Below are 17840 nucleotides of genomic sequence, written 5' to 3' on the forward strand. Positions count from 1 at the left end.
TGTCGATAGCCACAATTTTGTTTATCTTAATGTTGTAGAGACAAGGATAGAACTCAGTTTTTATCCTAGTGCACGATCGATAAAAGGAAAGTTATTTATGTCACGTCCAAAACGTGGGTCTAAAGTACTTGATAGGGCACAGCGTCGGATTGCGGCTTTGAAATCGATTAGTCCCACCTTAGATTTAGGTAATGGAATCACTATTGACACCTTTGCCGACGCCATCAAAAAAACACAGGACAAGTTGGAAGCTTATAACTCCACCCTCTCCACCGTGGATCTAACTCAGGGAACCTTTGAATTAGCCGAAAAGTCGCTGATGGAATTAACAGAACATGTGTTAGTTAGCGTAGCTGCAAAGTATGGCAAGAATAGCGATGAATACAAAATGGCAGGGGGCGTTCGCCGCAGCGATCGCAAGCGTCCAGCGCGGAAGCCTAAGCAAGAAGTTGTTGCTTGATAGAGACAATACATTTGGGTTTTTTGACACTCTCCCGAATTCCAATCGGGAGATTTTTGGTTAGGTAGTGAACCAATAAAAAAAAGATAACATTTAAATAGCGATCGCTTGAGTTTTAGAGAAGTATGGCGTAGATGCATAGCAGGTTGTCCTCAGACATCGCTCGGCGTTGAACCGGAAGCTATAAATGGAAAAATGACCCGTACTTTTAATTCAGAATCTTATGGTAAATTGCTAGCTGAGTATCAGCCCAAAATCATTACCACGGATGCAGAAAACGAACAAGCGATGTCACAGACAAGCCGCTTTGCGTCTACGCACTCGCATTAACCTTAGAACATCGTCCCAATCGTACACCAGAAGAAGAGATGCTGTTGCAACTGTTGGTGACTTTAATTGAGCTGTTTGAAGATACCCATTACCCAATTCTCCAAGGTACACCCAATTCGATGTTAGTACATCTAATGGACGCACGCGATACTACAACGGAAGCATTAGCTGAGGTAATTGGTTCATGGGAAATTGCCTTGCAAATTGTTAATGGCGGCACCATTAGTAAAACTCAAGCAAAAGCGTTGGCGGACTATTTTAATGTAGATATCAGTTTATTTACTTAGCTTGTCTTCCATAACAACGCTCTTAAAATCACCGCTTAGTATTGAGCCAGAAATTTAATATTTTGGTATGAGGTTAAAGGTGCGTAGATGCGTAGCGGCTTGTTGTTAGACATCGCTTTTCTACTTGATACAACAGCTACAAAATCTTTTGTCATTTAGCTTCTAGGATTTGAGCAAGCTATGAACTTGTATTAAAAATCTTATGTCCTAACCATCCCAAGACCAACCCTATACTAGAAGTGCTAGCTAAAATTAGAAAAGTATGAAATTTGCTAAAAGATTCTAGTAATTTATTTCCAGCCACAGCCACAGCCCCAGCCCAAGCCCCAGCCCCAGCCACAGCCCAAGCCCCAGCCCAAGCCCAAGCCACAGCCACAGCCCAAGCCCCAGTCCAAGCCCAAGCCCAAGCCCCAGTCCCAGCCACAGCCCAAGCCCAAGCCCAAGCCCAAGCCACAGCCCCAGCCCAAGCCCAAGCCACAGCCACAGCCCAAGCCCAAATTATGTACGAAACGTTAGACGTGGCTAACAAGTAGCCTACCAGTAGGTAACTTAACAATACACCAATCAACCAGCCCCAGGGAATAATTCTAGGTGATTTAGTAGCTGGTTTATCTGAAGTTGCCTTTGATTTGAGCTTGACTTGGGGACGAACAACTTCTTTTTTGTGAACTGGAGCAACAGATGGTGGAGGCGTTGCTTTTGGTGCTTCTAGCATATTCAACCATACCTGCATCGACTGAGGGCGGTCTTTTGCCTCCAGCCCCATGCCCTTAAGAATTGCTTGATTTAATAGATCGCTGATGCTTGGATTAATTTGTTTAGGAGGAGTCAGAGACATATCATCAAGCTTGCGAGCTAGAGAAGTTGTGGGACGTTGACCTGTCACTGCATAATATAGTGTGGCAGCTAGACAATAAACATCAACCGTTGGCTCTCGACTGCCTCTGCTCATCTGCTCGTAAGGCGCAAACCCTTCATTACCCGCAATACCGTTTGAACTCAAAGTTTTAGGTAAAAGTTCTTTGGCGATTCCAAAGTCAATTAAAACCGCTTTGCTATTTCTCCGCACCATGATGTTTCCAGGATGGGCATCTCTATGTACTAAACCTGCTTGATGCACTACGCTCAAAGCTTCCCCAATCTGGCGGATGCAGGGTAGAATCTCTGCTTCTGGTAAAGCTCCCCTACGCCTCACCGCCTCAAACAAATTTTCTCCCTCAACAAAGTCCATTACTAAACAGTGGGTAACACCTTCCCGAAACAAATCAATCACTCCCACAATATGAGGATGGGGGTCTTTTGATAAGCGTGCGAGTATCCGCCCTTCTTGGATAAATCTCTCTATGTACTTTTCATATTCCGGATCGTGGCTGAGATATTCATTAGGTGTCTTAATTACAACTATCTGATTTAGTTCAACGTGCAAAGCCTTATAAGTAATCCCGAATCCTCCCTGTCCCAGGACTGTCTCAATTACATATTTGCCACTTTGCAATTGTTGTCCTGCTATCCAGGGCATGAATACCTCTAAGTAAAAAATTACTTTAATGTCAGCATCTTGATGAGAGTTTAGCTAATTCTACGGTATTTTTGTAGGTGATGGACTGGAAGACTGTGATGGTTGATTGGAAGATGAAGATGGATTGAGAATAGGACTCAAAGCAGCAATGCCTGAGAGTAAGGCTCCAATAGCTGCGATCGCAGCTATCACCACTCCCCAAAACTGGATGTTTCGCTCCCAATTTGAGTTAGTTTTAGATGGTTCAATTACTGAAGGCTGCAAGTTTTCTCTTGTCAAACCCAAAGAATCGAGCCATTCCCGCATCGATTGCGATCGCTGTTTCTGGTCTAGCTTCATACCTGTTAAAATTGCTCGGTTTGTGCGATCGCTAATTTGAGGATTATGTTTTTTCGGTTCCACTAAAGGAGCGTTATCCACCTTACGTTTGAGCGCACTAACTGGTGTTTTTCCAGTCAGAAGTACATAAAGAGTTGCTGCTAAAGAATAGATATCGCTATATGCTCCAGTTGGTTTAGTATGTTGGGCATAAAGCTCAGGCGGTGTAAATCCCTCAGAAGTTTCCTTTGTTCTACTTGTGGTTAAAATATGATCGAAATCGAGAGCTAAACCAAAATCAATTAGCACCGCTTCCGGCTGTCCTTCTCGCACTCGCAAAAAGATATTTCCTGGATGTACATCTCGATGAATCAACCGATTTTTATGTACTTCAATTAGTGCTTCTCCAATTTGTTGAATGTAGCGTAAAGCCTCTGATTCAGAAAGTATTTGTTGGCGACGGTCAGCTAAACTGACACCATCCACATATTCCATTACCAGACACCAGTGTTCTCCTTCTTTGAAAGGTTCTGCAACCTGCACAATATGTTTGTGTTGACATTGAGTAAGTTTTACCGCTTCCTGCCAAAACATTGTTTCCAGTCGTCCGCGTTCCAACTGGTTCAGGGAATTTAGTAAATCGTCATTTAAGGTTTTAATGACTTGGCGATCGCCATTCTGATTTTTGACCAAATAAGTAATGCCAAAGCGTCCTCTTCCCAATTCTCTTTCAATGGTGTATTTTCCACCTTGCAAGCGATCGCCAGCTACCCAAGCCATCTTTGCAACTCCCAAAATGCTTAGATTAATTCTCACACAAGAGAGCTTTAATAACTTGAGCCTAGCTTAACAGAACTGGTGCGATGTCTACGATGGTCACTGAGCTTTGCCGAAGTGCGGGCTACGCCTAAGCTTTTTTCTCCCTCTATTGCTAAACTAAAAACAACCTTTAGCTAGTGCAAAGGTAACTTTATGACCTCTGCAACCAACCTCGATACCGATCTCACCCCATTTCCTGACCACACGCAGCTACCAAAATCTAATGCTACTTGGCAAGAGCATCCCCAAAGTATTTTACTAACTGACTCAATTACACCCATTCTTCAGCAATTACATCCAGAAGGTCAATATTGTATAGGTCAGGACTTAGGTATTTACTGGCGGTTAACAGATCCTCCAGAGAAAGGAGCAGCAGTACCAGATTGGTTTTATGTAGGAAATGTCCCGCCTTTACTCGATGGATTGACGCGCCGTTCTTATGTATTTTGGCGAGAACACATCGCTCCATTAATTGTCTTAGAATTCGTCTCTGGAGATGGGGGTGAGGAAAGAGATACAACCCCTTGGAAGGGCAAATTTTGGATTTATGAGCAAGTAATTCGGACTCCGTTTTATGGCATTTATGAAGTGAATAAAGCCAGTATAGAAGTGTATAAATTCATTGGTGGACAATACCAGTTATTAGCAGCAAATGAACGAGGACATTATCCTATACCTCCTTTAGGAGTCGAATTAGGCATAAGGCTTGGAGTTTATCAAAACGTGGAATTGCCCTGGTTACGTTGGTGGGATTTGCAAGGGAATTTGTTGTTGACTGGCTCAGAAAGAGCAGAACTTGAACGCCAACGAAATGAGATTCTGACTGCTCAATTGCGATCGCTCGGCATTGAGCCAGAAGCATAATATCGATAAAAAATCAACTACTTATTTACATCCATAACGGAATGGATGGAAGAAACAAGTCAAATCCTCTTCCCTTCTGCCTTCTGCCTCTCTTCGACTCATTTCGGCTACGCGGTAGTTGAATCTCGACTTCGCTCGATTACCGCGAAGTCGAGATTCAATGACCAACGCTCAGTGACCACCTGCCTCCTGCCTTGTTTCTGGAAAGAGGGATTATTTATGATTAATTACTTTCTTTATGAAATTAAGAATATACGAAATAGCTGATACCGAAGAAATTATGAAGTTGTTCTACGACACTATTCATGAAGTGAATATTCACGATTACACACAAGAACAAGTAGATGCTTGGGCACCAGCAAATATGGATACTGAAGTTTGGATTAAAAGTTTAGGAAGTAAGTTTACTTATGTAGCAGAAGAAGACAAAATTATTGGTTTTGGAGAATTAGAGGCTAATGGTCATATCGACCGTTTCTATTGCCATAAAGATTTTCAAAGGAAAGGTGTTGGTAAGAAAATCTTAGAACAGATTGAATTAAAAGCAAACTCTTTAGGGTTAGAAAAGTTATTTGCAGAAGCTAGTATTACAGCTAAACCTTTTTTTGAGAGTCAGGGATTTATTGTTATCAAAAAGCAAGAAGTAGAGCGTAGAGGGCAAAAGCTGATAAATTTTGTCATGGAAAAATACTTAAAAAATTACTAAATTCAAAGGTTGTTCTAGCTTATGGTTTGTAACCGAGAGTCAGCATCACAGAAGCGGGAATTTCCACACCATTTTCTGTGATATACTTTGAGGCTCCCTCGATAATTGCGTTTTCAATATTACGCCGTTGCTCATCGGTTTGCATTGCCAATATCGACCCCAGACGCACCGAACTTACAGTAATCTTTGGCATCACATCTTCAGGTGTAGAGAAAGTCCATGTGATGGGCAGTTCGGTGACAGATACTTGAGTAAATCCCTCGGCGCTTAAAACCATTTCGCATTCAGTGCGATCGCTAAAGCGAAACAGGGGTGGCCCAGAAGGTAAATTCACATCCATGCTGCCATAAGTCTGCACCGAACCCAATATCAGAGCCATAAATGGATTGCGTGTTGGCGGTGTCCAGCAGGTGAAAGCGTAGCGGCCTCCCGGTTTGAGTACGCGAAAGGATTCAGCGATCGCTTTTTCTGGGTTTGGGAAATGGAGGATACCCAAGTTACAAACCACCGCCTCAAACTGACCCGACTTGAAAGTTAAGTTTTCAGCGTCCCCTTGATAGAATGACCCTTGAGGACATCGCCCTCTGGCAATGGCCACCATATTCTCTGCAAAGTCTAATCCTGTGACTATAGCCTGCCGCTTTAGTGCTGCGGCACTAAGCCAGCCAGTTCCGCAAGCCACATCTAGCAATCGAGTACCAGACTTAGCTCCGACGGCATCCAAGATGGCTTCATCAACCTGAGAAGTCACAACAGCGATCGCGCGATCGTATTCTTGAGCTACAAGAGAAAATTTGTCGCGCTCAAATTGCTTGAATGCCTCGTGAGTAATGGTGGAATCATCTGTCATTTATTCACATCCAGCAACCGCGAAGTTTGGAACCGACTCATCCACTTCTCTAAATAAACTAGATTACCTTTTTGCTCATTTGGATCTTTAGTATCTAAAGGATGAGGCATCAGTCCCAAAATCGTTGCTGTGGTCACGCAAAACATCGATTTTTGGAAACTCATGCAAATTTGAACTCGCAAATCATCTTCACCCCGAAGACTGCGACGATAAATCTCGTGCAAATATTCTGGAAGATAATGACGCATATCTTGCATCAACAAGGTAGGAGGAATACCCGCGCCACCGATGGGTAAAGGATCGGCATACAATGCACCATATTGAAATCGACTTTGATCTGGGGAGATTTGATAAGCTTGGGCGTTGTATGAAACAGTACCTTGGAAAGGAGTTCCCCGGAAGAATACTGCCTCTACATAAGGTATTGCTGTATCTGCTAAGAAAGTCAAACCAACGCTTTTAGGAATTATTTCATAGACCTTATCTCGAATTTTGACAGCATAGGTAATTGGGTTTGATGCATTTGCCACTAACCCGGCTTTAATGTGGTCTACAACTTGGGGAATCGATTTGATTTCGCCTCGGTCATAGCGGTCTGATAAGTTGAGGAACATATCGGCCATGACTCGCCAGAATTGACCTAAACCGCTGTAGTAAGCAGAGACGCGCAACTGTTCTGTTAAGAAATCTGGAAACAGTTGGTTAATACCCAAAATCAAGGGATTATTTTTAAATTTTGCGTTGATAACGGCTTGCGCTCTTTCTTGAAATTCTTGTGTATCTAAATACGTATCTAGTCCGCCGCCACCATGCCACATCATGCCTTTCATGCAATATTCGGCATATTCAAAATTTATTCGGTCGTGCCACCAGTGACGGAGTAATTTCTGAAAAGAAACGTCTCCATTAAAGTATTTAAAAAATGGGAAAAATACTAAAAACTGATGCTCGGCAATATAGTTAAGATTTATTGAGTAAGCATCTAAAACTACTCCATAGCTTTTCAGAATCCCAACAACTTCCAATACATTCTCTGGACTATCAAAGAGTAATGCATCTCCATTTTGTAGGCGTTCAATATACTCAGCTAAAGGATTGTGAGTAGCTTTCTTTTTAATAGTTACCATTGCCATCTCTCCAAAAAGTTTAGGAATTGGGGCATTGGGCATTAGGAGTGCTGAGTTAAGAGTTAGGAGTTAGGAGTTAGGAGTTAGGAGTTTTGTTTACCCCCTTGTCCCCTTGTCCCCCTATCTTCCTCATCTCTCCATTCCCTACTCCCCATTCCCCATTGCTTTATCTAAGGACACTGTTGCTACTACGTTTTGGGTATTTATCATTGCTGTAATTGTTGGTTCAGTCCAACGCACTAACCAACTAGGTTGAATGCCAAAAATCACAATCAGCACAGCTAAAATTGCAGCTGGGATGCGATCGCTCCAATACACACGTGGTAAATTAACAACAGGTGAAGATAAACGTCCAAAAAAGGCGCGGTTGACGAGTATTAGGAAATAAACTGCTGTTAAACCAGTACCAAGCATACATAACAAAGTTTGCACTGGAAAAACTGCAAAACTTCCCCGATAAATTACGAATTCGGAAATAAACCCTAGCATTCCCGGTATACCAGCGCTGGCCATAACTCCGACAATCATCAAGCTACCGATTACTGGCATACCTCGTTCTGGGTTCAGCAATCCTTGAATGATTGCTAAATCACGGCTTCCGGCTTTTTTATACACAACCCCTACCAGCAAAAACAGCATTGCCGAAATCAAGCCGTGGCTAATCATTTGCATCACAGCACCTAACACACTTAAAGGTGTAGCTGCCGCCGCCGCTAGAAGCACGTAACCCATGTGTCCAATGGAGCTGTATGCTACCATTTTTTTCATATCGCTTTGGGCGATCGCACAGGATGAACCATAGAGTACGCTCACTACTGCCCAAATCGCCAACCAAGGAGCCACATAAGCCCAAGCTTCTGGTAACAAGTTCATGCCAAAGCGCAGTAAGCCGTAGGTTCCCAACTTCAACAGTACCCCAGCCAATAGCACGGAAATCGGTGTCGAAGCTTCAACGTGAGCATCTGGCAACCAAGTATGGAAGGGAACCAAGGGAATTTTAATTCCAAAACCGATCAAAATTCCCGCTAGCAATAAAAGCTGTGTGGCTAGAGGTAGAGTTGTCGCGTTCAAGGTTGCTAGTGCAAAATTAGAGGAACCACTCAGCCAAACCATACCCAGGAAACTTGCTAAAAGCAGGATTCCCGAAACGGCTGTATAAATCAGAAATTTAGTCGCAGCATAACCCCGTTTGGCGCCACCCCAAATGGCGATCAACAAATACAGTGGAATTAGTTCCAATTCGTAAAACAGGAAAAATAACAGTAAATCCTGTGCTAGAAAGGCTCCTGTCACCCCAGCGCTTAATAATAGTATCAAAGAGTAATAAAATTTAGGACGCTGTAGCGATTCTTCGCTGCTGTAGATGGCAATGGCAGTTAACAATCCATTTAAAACCAGCAACGGCAAAGATAAACCATCTATTCCAAGGTTATAGTTCAGCCCTATAGCATCTACCCAAGGGATAGACTCAGCAAACTGTTGAGTAATTTCTCCTGGATGGAACTGACTTACTAATACGATTGTCCACAAGAAAGCGATAATGGCAAAGACCAAAGCCACCCTACGGGCAAATTTCCCACTGATACTAGAGGGCGAGAAACCAATTAAAGCCGCGCCAATCAACGGCACTAGAATTAAAACACTAAGCATAGACTTCGGGTAAGGGGAGATGAGGCATGAATAACAGCCGCGATAAATCGCGTCTCTACGTTTTGTACAGACGCGATTTATCGCGTCTCTCTAAAAAGGCAATTTATCTAGTAAACCCAATGACCAACTTATGAAAAAACCTAGTACGCTGACAACTGCTAGGATGGTCAACATATAGCCCTGAGATTGCCCAGAAATGCTGTACTTTAAGGTTTGTCCGCCGAGAATGGTCGCAAACCCAACCAAGTTTACTAAACCGTCAACCAAGTAGCGATCGCTCCAAGCAGAGATTTTAGATAGCAGTGCTACTACACTTACCACGGTTACAAGATAAACTCGGTCAATATAAAAATCATAACCTAACAAATCTTGCAGAAATCTCCACGTTAAGATTCTGGATCTTGACCAAGCTTTGTGCAGGTAAACTGTACACCCTACACCTACCCCCACTACGGTAGACCCAAACAAGGCTAACACCACATACCAATTAATACTTTCCCAATCTGGTAGTAAGTACCATTGCTGTAGCATCAAAGGTAGAAGCAGAGTCAGCACTGTCAGAAACACCATTGGGAAGGCCATCTGCCAACCAACTTCTGGGGTACGACGGGTCTTTTGTTGCGGTTTACCCCAGAAGACTAATCTAAATACTCTCGTCAAATTCAATGCTGTCAAACCATTGACTAATATTAAAACCCCAATTACCCAAGGGCTAATACTCACGAAACCGTCAGCCCATGCTAACATTGCCCAGAAACTTCCCAAGGGGAGCAGTGTTACCATCCCGGCTGAACCAACTACAAAGGCTGTGGTGGTGGCTGGCATCCGCGACCACAAACCGCCCATTTCTGTTAAATCTTGGCTTTGGGTAGTTAAGATGACTGAACCAGAACTCATAAATAATAACGCTTTAGCGATCGCATGAGCTAACAGCAACATCAAGGCTACACCCCCTTGCTGTAACCCCACTGCTAGAAACACTAACCCCATGTATGCACTGGTAGAATGAGATAGCGATCGCTTAATGTCAATTTGAGCTATGGATACTAATGTCGCTCCAATCGCCGTTACTGTACCCATGATTACCAAGGCATTCAAGGCAACTGGCGACAGGGCTAATAATGGTTGAAGTTTATACAGTAAATAAGCACCACCAGCTACTACCAGAGAGTTCCGCATTACCGAGGCAGGATTGGGCCCTTCCATTGCCTCATCTAACCACAGATGCAGTGGAAATTGGGCACATTTACCAGCAGGCCCAGCAATTAGTGCCAACCCTAGCAGTGTCGATGTCATTGGACTTAAATTAGCTGTTTGCGCCCACTCATATAAATCCGAAATGTTCAAACTCCCAGCTAAGGTAGAAAGTGTCACTACAGCCATCAGCAACAACAAGTCTCCTACCCGTTTAGTCCAAAATGCATCCCGCGCCGCTGTCACTACTAGTGGTTGAGCGTACCAGAAACCCACCAGCAAGTAAGTTGAAAGCGTCAGTACTTCCAAAAGCGCATAGCTGAGAAACAAAGAATCACTGATTGCTAGACCACATAGCGCTGCTTCAAAAAATCCCAGCAGCCCAAAAAAACGCGCTAACGACCAGTCCTTTTCCATATAACCCAGAGCGTAAACTTGTGCCAGTAAGCTTAACCCTGTAATTAAAACTGTTGCCCCAATGCTGACTGGGGATAGTTCTAAGGAAAAAGATAAGTCTAAATCTGCTGCTTTGAACCAATTGATTAGTAAGGTTTCTGGTTCTCTATCCCAGACATTTTTAAATACAAACAGGCTATGAACAAAAGCTAAAACGGTCGTCAACAAGTTGAAGTATGCCGCAGGTCTTGGCCCTGTTCGCCTGATTATTCCTATTCCCCACGGCAAGGTCAAAATTGCGCCTGATAAGCTATACAAAGGCACAAACCAACTTGTTGAAAATAGAAATTGCTCCATTTAAATTTCCCTTAATGACTCAGCCTTGATTTTAAAAAAATTCCAACCAATTTTTTATTTAATAAAATTAATTTACCAAAATTACCAATGTTTCTTTACTATTATTCTAACTGAACTTCCAGAAGTACTTTTACTTAACGCTACCCTATTAAATATTAAGTAAAATATAACTTTACATAAGCAAAAGCATTTACTTGCCTTAATATCACTGACCTTTTTACATTTGTATTTCTACTTTCACCAAAGTAATTTATACAATATATTTAAAAAACTTATATATGTTTCACCTAGTCATTGTACACTTAGAAATATTTGAGAAAAGATAGATACAGCAAAACATACAGCCGCTGCTTACCTTCGATCGGATAGGATTAGCCCTGGTTATGAATGTCGTTTTATAAATGTGATAAAGAAATTATAAAGCATAAGTGCTTGCTCAAGGAATCTGTAAACTTTAATTGCTCAGAAGCCTAGATAACTTTTTGTTAAGTTTTTTAAAACTTTCTTATCATAAACTATTATAGTAATTTATATTGCCAGGAACGCCAAGCTTTCCTATGCTTAATTTGGAAGTGTTTTCTTAGCTATAAGATCAGGCTCTCCCCGTCAAAAAATTCAAACGACAGTACAGATTGCATTAATTTTGTAGGAGTTCTGCGATGCCAATTGCAGTTGGAATGATTGAAACGAAGGGCTTTCCAGCAGTGGTGGAAGCTGCTGATGCGATGGTGAAAGCCGCCCGTGTCACCTTAGTAGGGTATGAAAAAATTGGTAGCGCTCGCGTCACCGTAATAGTTCGGGGAGATGTATCGGAAGTGCAAGCATCCGTAGCTGCTGGGGTTGAAGCGGCAAAAAGAGTCTTTGGTGGTGAAGTGTTATCCACTCACATCATTGCTCGTCCTCACGAAAACCTGGAATACGTCTTGCCGATACGTTACACAGAAGCGGTGGAACAATTCCGTACTTAAAAGCTGTTTAAACAAAGTAATTAACGCTTTTTGCCTGAAAAGAGTATCACTTTTGTCCAAGACTAAAAACTTTGAAATAGGGATTAAAACTAATGTCAATTGCAGTGGGAATGGTTGAAACGCTGGGCTTTCCAGCAGTGGTGGAAGCTGCTGATGCAATGGTGAAAGCTGCCCGCGTCACTTTAGTAGGTTATGAAAAAATCGGTAGTGGTCGGGTGACGGTAATTGTTCGGGGTGACGTTTCGGAAGTGCAAGCTTCTGTGGCCGCAGGAGTTGAATCTGTAAAGCGGGTCAACGGCGGACAAGTATTGTCTACTCATATCATTGCTCGTCCTCACGAAAACTTGGAATACGTCCTCCCAATTCGTTATACCGAAGACGTAGAGCAGTTCCGGGAAAATGTGAATGCAATTCGTCCTTTTGGTAGAAGACCGTAATTTGTAATGCAAGTTGCCAAAGTTCGCGGCACAGTAGTTAGCACCCAAAAAGATCCGAGTCTTAGAGGTGTAAAACTACTGTTGTTACAATTAGTGGATGAAAACGGAAACATCCTGCCACAATATGAAGTAGCAGCAGATAGTGTAGGAGCAGGAGTAGATGAGTGGGTACTTGTCAGTCGTGGCAGTGTTGCTCGTCAAGTGCTTGGAAATGAACAACGTCCATTAGATGCAGTAGTAGTGGCGATCGTAGACACCATTCACGTTGAAGATCGCCTAATTTACAGCAAAAAAGATCAATATCGATAGTCATTAGTCATTAGTCATTGGTCATTAGTCACTTGTGCTGCCCTTCGACTACGCTCAGGAACCTTGTTCGGTTAGCGTCTCTAAGAGAAGCTGTTAGCGCAGCCTCTCCAAGAGTTGTATTAGTTATTAGCTGTCGACAAATGACAAAAGACAAATGACAAATGACAACTGACAATGACAATACAGGAGGAATCTCGCGATGGCAGTCCGCAGCACGGCGGCACCCCCAACCCCGTGGTCAAGGAATTTAGCTGAACCCAAAATCCATGAAACTGCTTTTGTGCATTCATTCTCCAATCTGATTGGGGATGTACGAATAGGTGCAAATGTAATCGTTGCTCCGGGGACTACGATTAGAGCGGATGAAGGCACACCTTTTTATCTGGGTGAAAACACCAACATTCAAGATGGTGTTGTCATTCATGGGTTGGAGCAAGGCCGAGTAATTGGCGATGACCAAAATAAATACTCAGTATGGATTGGTAAAAACGCTTGCATTACCCACATGGCTCTAATTCACGGGCCAGCTTATGTAGGTGATAATTCCTTCATTGGCTTTCGCTCTACGATATTTAATGCCAGGGTGGGTGCAGGTTGCATCGTAATGATGCACGCTTTGATTCAAGACGTAGAGATTCCCTCTGGGAAGTATGTACCTTCGGGAGCGATAATTACCAGCCAGCAGCAAGCCGATCGCTTGCCAGATGTGCAAGATCAAGATAAAGAATTTGCTCATCATGTGGTTGGAATTAATCAGGCATTACGAGCTGGTTATCTCTGTGCTGCGGATACTAAATGTATAGCACCCATTCGGGATGAGAACGCTAAATCTTATACAGGTAATGGTATTACTGTTTTAGAGTTGGAAAGGAGTAGTGAAGTGTCGAGCAATAGCTTGGGTGGAGAAACAATAGATCAGTTGCGGTATCTATTGGGGCAAGGGTATAAAATTGGTACGGAACATGTAGACCAAAGACGTTTCCGCACGGGTTCTTGGACTAGTTGCCAACCAATCGAACCGAGATCGCTTGGTGAAGCGATCGCAGCATTAGAAGGCTGTCTACAAGAGCATAGCGGCGAGTATGTCCGACTGTTTGGCATTGACAAAGGTAGACGGCGCGTGCTAGAAGCCATCATCCAACGTCCCGATGATGATGCAAAACCAGCTAGCAGCTTTAAAGCGCCGGCTAGTCATGGCAATAACAGTTACAGCAGCTACAGCAGCAGTAATGGTAACGGTAACGGTTCTAGCAGTGGCACAATCAGTGGCGAAACTCTAGAGCAAATCCGCCAACTCTTGGCAGGTGGTTACAAAATTGGTATGGAACACGTAGATGAGCGTCGTTTCCGTACTGGTTCCTGGACTAGTTGCACGCCAATTGATGCAACTTCCACAAATCAAGTCATCTCCGCTTTGGAAGAATGTATAGCAAGCCATCAAGGTGAGTATGTACGTTTAATCGGTATTGACACCAAAGCAAAACGGCGGGTTTTAGAGACCATTATTCAACGTCCAAATGGTCAAGTAGCCTCCTCTGGTGGTCAGAAATCATATACTAGTACTAGTAGTAGTACAGCATCCTATGATAGGGGAACACCTAGCACTAACCGTTTGAGTTCTGAAGTAGTAGACCAACTTCGGCATTTATTGGCTAGCGGCTCAAAAATTAGCCTTGAACACGTGGATGAGCGCCGTTTCCGTATAAATTCCTGGACTAGTATCGGTCAAATTCAAGCCTCCTCAGAAAGAGAAGCGATCGCCGCCATAGAAGCACACCTCGGCGAATACGAAGGGGAATATGTACGCTTAATTGGTATTGACCCGAAAGCCAAACGGCGGGTATTAGAAACCATTATCCAACGTCCAAATGGTCAAGTAGCCTCCTCTGGTAGTCAGAAATCATATACTAGCAGTGCGCCCTCTGCAACAGCAACAGCAACAGCTACTAGTACCCGCTTAAGTAGTGAAGTAGTAGACCAACTCCGGCAATTATTGGCTAGCGGCTCAAAAATTAGCATTGAACACGTAGATCAACGACGATTCCGTACAGGTTCTTGGACTAGCACTGGTCAAATTCAAGCCTCCTCAGAAAGAGAAGCGATCGCCGCCATAGAAAGACAACTCGGCGAATACCAAGGGGAATATGTGCGCTTAATTGGTGTTGACCCCAAAGCCAAGCGTCGTGTATTAGAAACGATTATTCAACGACCTTAAGGAGTTAGGAGTAGAGACGCGATTAATCGCGTCTGTACAAGAGTTGGGAGTTAGAAGTTAGGAGTTAAAAAAGATTGTTAATTGATAACTCCAAACTGAAAATTTATAACTCCCCCACTTTTAACTAACTCCTAACTCCTCACTTTTAACTCCTATCTTCTTAGGGCTTGCGAGGTTAAAATTTCCATGTCTGTGCCGCTACTGCGCCTCAGCAATAACTTTGATACTTACATTAGTGGTGAGGTGACTATTCATCCAAGCGCGGTACTTGCACCTGGGGTAATCCTCCAAGCGGCTGTAAACAGCAAGATCGTCATTGGGCCAGGGGTCTGTATTGGTATGGGAGCAATTCTCCAAGTCCATGAAGGCACCCTAGAGATAGAAGCAGGTGCAAACCTGGGAGCCGGTTTTTTGATGATTGGCAAAGGCAAAATTGGCGCAAATGCTTGTATTGGTTCAGCGACTACAGTTTTTAACTATTCGGTTGAACCTGAACAAGTAGTACCGCCTGGTTCAATTTTAGGAGACACCAGTCGGCAGATTGAGCCAAAAAAACAGCTAGAAGCATCTACAAATAACCCAACTTCTACTACAAATAGACCACCTAAGGAAGAAGAAAATAGCTCAGGTGGAGTTGAGGAAAAGGTAGTTTCCTCAACTAACTTCTCAGCTTCGGCTTTTGTAGATTTCAAACAAAACAAGTCGATTTCTTATTTTAAATCTCCCGTCACTCCCGAAAGTCAGTCTCCTCCTGTGGAGGAACCGACCAATGATACTGACTCGGCCTTGGAGGAATCCCAAGAGTCAACAGAACATCATTTAGATCCCAGTCAGTCTGCCTTAGAATCCCCTAATGGTTTTGGTACTCAAATTTATGGACAAGGGAGCATAAGCAGACTGTTGACTACATTGTTTCCTCATAGACAATCCTTGAACGACCCAAACCCTGACGATTAGTCAGAGTAAGTGTTAATTGTAAGTTGTCGGCTTTTTCCGTATTTTGGAGAATTCATCATGGAAACATATAATCAACGGTCGATTCGTACTATCCAGGGAGCGAGTAGTCAAGAAACCTTTCAGGATACTGCTTTGGGTTTGGTTTCTTGCCGTAGCTTTCCGGCAATCGTTGGGACGGCTGATATGATGCTGAAATCAGCGGGAGTTCACCTAGTTGGGTATGAAAAAATTGGTAGTGGTCATTGTACTGCGATCGTTCGGGGTGGAATTGCTGACGTGCGTCTGGCGGTAGAATCAGGTGTGCAAACGGCTGAACAGTTTGGTCAGTTGGTTTCTAGTTTGGTGATTCCCCGACCTTATCCCAACCTAGATATAGTACTTCCCATTACAACTCGTTTCACTAAATTGATGGAAGAGGGCAATTCTAGCCGTCTGAGTAACCAAGCAATTGGTTTGGTAGAAACGCGAGGATTTCCCGCGATGGTCGGAGCGTGTGATGCGATGCTCAAAGCTGCTGATGTTCATTTAGCAGCTTATGAAAAAATTGGTGCGGGTTTGTGTACGGCTATTATTCGTGGTTCCGTAGCAAATGTGGCGGTAGCAGTGGAAGCGGGAATGTTTGAAGCAGAACGCATTGGGGAATTGAATGCAGTGATGGTAATTCCTCGACCTCTGGATGAAATGGAGTTAACTTTGCCATTGGCAAGCTGCTGGATAGAAGAACGCGAACCGTTAAACTTGCCAGTGAATGTTAAAGAAAAAGAACAAGTTGCGGAGATCGAGGTACTAAGATTACCAGACTTAACCAAGCTACCGACAAAAGTTCAAGAAGAATTATGGAATGATGAATGATGATAGATGAATTTTGTCAAATCATCGTTCAGCATTCATCGTTTAGATAGAAGGCATCTTACGCTTTAGCTATTCTGAATAATAGCTCTTTCAATCCATAAATAAATACTTTTGTTTTAATATAAGTAATAGAGTTTTGTCTATGATAAAACTCGTAACTTTCTGTGAGCATCACTATATCATTTGCCAGTGTTCAGCAATACTAGTTTTATATCTATTAATCGCTATATATAGGAGAATCACTCTTGAACCAAGCGACGCTGCACCAGTTAAAGGTGTTCGAGGCAGCGGCACGGCACAGTAGCTTTACTCGTGCTGCTGAGGAATTGTTTCTTACCCAACCTACCGTTTCTATGCAGATCAAGCAACTTACAAAATCAGTAGGTTTGCCATTATTTGAGCAAGTGGGGAAGCGATTGTATCTGACAGAGGCAGGACGGGAGTTGTTTGCTACTTGTCGGCAGATTTTTCACAATATAGCCCAGTATGAAATGAAGGTGGCAGATTTAAAAGGGCTAAAACAGGGACAATTACGTTTGGCAGTGATTACAACAGCAAAATATTTTATCCCACGTTTGTTAGGGCCATTTTGCGAACTTTATCCAGGGATTGATATCTCGCTGCAAGTAACAAATCACGAACAAATTTTAGAGCGGATGAGTCAAAATTTGGATGACTTATATATTATGAGTCAAATTCCAGACAATATAGATGTGACTTGTGAACCATTTCTAGAAAATCCTTTGATAGTCTTTGCACCGACTAATCATCCTTTATCCAAAGAAAAAAATATTCCTATACAACGTCTGTCTAACGAACCTTTTATTATGCGGGAACCAGGTTCAGGAACTCGTCGCGCCGTCCAAAAGCTCTTTGAAGAACAAGGGGTAGTAGTAAAAGTCAAGCTAGAATTGGGAAGTAACGAAGCGATTAAACAAGCGATCGCAGGTGGTTTAGGAATTTCTGTTTTATCACGTCATACCTTACTATCAGACGCTTCAGAGTTTAGCATTTTAGATGTGCAACACTTCCCCATTCAGCGGGATTGGTACATGGTTTATCCATCTGGCAAGCAGCTATCTATCGTCGCTCGTGCCTATTATGAGTATCTACTAGCAGCGGCAAAAAATATTGTTAAACAAAAAGCTGATACTACTTATAGTACGTTTGAACCAATTCATGGATAAAAGAATTCGTAATTTGTAATTACGAATTACGAATTACG

General features: G+C 42.9%; 18 protein-coding genes. 12 read left to right on the forward strand and 6 right to left on the reverse strand.

What is annotated here, in order from left to right; translation table 11 throughout:
- The first annotated feature begins 97 nt into the window (after positions 1-97).
- The 3 genes from NSTC731_RS03025 (at position 98) to NSTC731_RS03035 (ending at position 1077) form a co-directional block, all read left to right on the forward strand.
- Positions 98-460, forward strand: coding sequence for a hypothetical protein (locus NSTC731_RS03025; protein ID WP_445629569.1), 363 nt, complete (start codon positions 98-100; stop codon positions 458-460).
- A gap of 195 nt (positions 461-655) precedes the next feature.
- Positions 656-790: a hypothetical protein gene (locus tag NSTC731_RS03030; RefSeq protein WP_445629570.1), complete on the forward strand. Its 135-nt coding sequence runs from the start codon at positions 656-658 to the stop codon at positions 788-790.
- A gap of 38 nt (positions 791-828) precedes the next feature.
- Positions 829-1077, forward strand: a complete 249-nt coding sequence (locus NSTC731_RS03035) for a helix-turn-helix domain-containing protein (RefSeq protein WP_445629571.1) — start codon at positions 829-831, stop codon at positions 1075-1077.
- A 178-nt stretch (positions 1078-1255) separates the two neighbouring features.
- Here the strand turns inward: NSTC731_RS03035 and NSTC731_RS03040 are convergent, their stop codons facing one another.
- Both NSTC731_RS03040 and NSTC731_RS03045 read right to left on the reverse strand, forming a co-directional pair.
- Positions 1256-2596: a serine/threonine protein kinase gene (locus NSTC731_RS03040; RefSeq protein WP_445629572.1), complete on the reverse strand. Its 1341-nt coding sequence runs from the start codon at positions 2594-2596 to the stop codon at positions 1256-1258.
- Positions 2597-2656: 60 nt separating this feature from the next.
- On the reverse strand, positions 2657-3694 hold the full coding sequence (locus NSTC731_RS03045; RefSeq protein WP_445629573.1) for a serine/threonine protein kinase: 1038 nt from the start codon (positions 3692-3694) through the stop codon (positions 2657-2659).
- A gap of 192 nt (positions 3695-3886) precedes the next feature.
- Here NSTC731_RS03045 and NSTC731_RS03050 point away from each other — a divergent pair, with 192 nt between their 5' ends.
- Together NSTC731_RS03050 and NSTC731_RS03055 are read left to right on the forward strand one after the other, a co-directional pair.
- A complete protein-coding gene (locus tag NSTC731_RS03050; RefSeq protein WP_445629574.1) occupies positions 3887-4597 on the forward strand; it encodes a Uma2 family endonuclease in 711 nt (236 codons plus the stop codon).
- 238 nt (positions 4598-4835) lie between these two features.
- On the forward strand, positions 4836-5303 hold the full coding sequence (locus NSTC731_RS03055; RefSeq protein ID WP_445629575.1) for a GNAT family N-acetyltransferase: 468 nt from the start codon (positions 4836-4838) through the stop codon (positions 5301-5303).
- A 19-nt stretch (positions 5304-5322) separates the two neighbouring features.
- Here NSTC731_RS03055 and NSTC731_RS03060 read toward each other — a convergent pair whose 3' ends face one another.
- The 4 genes from NSTC731_RS03060 to NSTC731_RS03075 all read right to left on the reverse strand — a co-directional run bounded on the left by NSTC731_RS03060 (position 5323) and on the right by NSTC731_RS03075 (position 10877).
- Positions 5323-6153: a class I SAM-dependent methyltransferase gene (locus NSTC731_RS03060; protein ID WP_445629576.1), complete on the reverse strand. Its 831-nt coding sequence runs from the start codon at positions 6151-6153 to the stop codon at positions 5323-5325.
- Positions 6150-7280: a CO2 hydration protein gene (locus tag NSTC731_RS03065; RefSeq protein WP_445632263.1), complete on the reverse strand. Its 1131-nt coding sequence runs from the start codon at positions 7278-7280 to the stop codon at positions 6150-6152. Before NSTC731_RS03065 ends, NSTC731_RS03060 begins: the two co-directional genes overlap by 4 nt.
- A gap of 144 nt (positions 7281-7424) precedes the next feature.
- A complete protein-coding gene (locus NSTC731_RS03070; RefSeq protein ID WP_445629577.1) occupies positions 7425-8930 on the reverse strand; it encodes an NADH-quinone oxidoreductase subunit M in 1506 nt (501 codons plus the stop codon).
- A gap of 90 nt (positions 8931-9020) precedes the next feature.
- Positions 9021-10877, reverse strand: a complete 1857-nt coding sequence (locus NSTC731_RS03075; RefSeq protein WP_445629578.1) for an NAD(P)H-quinone oxidoreductase subunit F — start codon at positions 10875-10877, stop codon at positions 9021-9023.
- A gap of 659 nt (positions 10878-11536) precedes the next feature.
- Between NSTC731_RS03075 and NSTC731_RS03080 the strand changes: the two genes are divergently transcribed.
- From NSTC731_RS03080 to NSTC731_RS03110, 7 genes are all read left to right on the forward strand, one after another.
- Positions 11537-11845 (forward strand): carbon dioxide-concentrating mechanism protein CcmK, encoded by a 309-nt coding sequence (locus NSTC731_RS03080; RefSeq protein WP_012410633.1) that lies wholly within the window; start codon positions 11537-11539, stop codon positions 11843-11845.
- Between the two features lie 92 nt (positions 11846-11937).
- Positions 11938-12282 carry a carbon dioxide-concentrating mechanism protein CcmK gene (locus NSTC731_RS03085; protein WP_010995041.1) on the forward strand — a complete coding sequence of 115 codons (345 nt, stop codon included), beginning with the start codon at positions 11938-11940 and terminating at the stop codon, positions 12280-12282.
- 6 nt (positions 12283-12288) lie between these two features.
- Positions 12289-12591 (forward strand): EutN/CcmL family microcompartment protein, encoded by a 303-nt coding sequence (locus tag NSTC731_RS03090; RefSeq protein ID WP_445629579.1) that lies wholly within the window; start codon positions 12289-12291, stop codon positions 12589-12591.
- A 199-nt stretch (positions 12592-12790) separates the two neighbouring features.
- Positions 12791-14806 (forward strand): ribulose bisphosphate carboxylase small subunit, encoded by a 2016-nt coding sequence (locus NSTC731_RS03095; RefSeq protein WP_445629580.1) that lies wholly within the window; start codon positions 12791-12793, stop codon positions 14804-14806.
- Positions 14807-14992: 186 nt separating this feature from the next.
- Positions 14993-15763 (forward strand): transferase, encoded by a 771-nt coding sequence (locus NSTC731_RS03100; RefSeq protein WP_445629581.1) that lies wholly within the window; start codon positions 14993-14995, stop codon positions 15761-15763.
- Between the two features lie 57 nt (positions 15764-15820).
- A complete protein-coding gene (locus tag NSTC731_RS03105; RefSeq protein WP_445629582.1) occupies positions 15821-16615 on the forward strand; it encodes a BMC domain-containing protein in 795 nt (264 codons plus the stop codon).
- Positions 16616-16860: 245 nt separating this feature from the next.
- A complete protein-coding gene (locus NSTC731_RS03110; RefSeq protein ID WP_445629583.1) occupies positions 16861-17802 on the forward strand; it encodes a LysR substrate-binding domain-containing protein in 942 nt (313 codons plus the stop codon).
- The last annotated feature ends 38 nt before the right edge of the window (positions 17803-17840 follow it).

The organism is Nostoc sp. DSM 114167 (genome assembly GCF_052692655.1).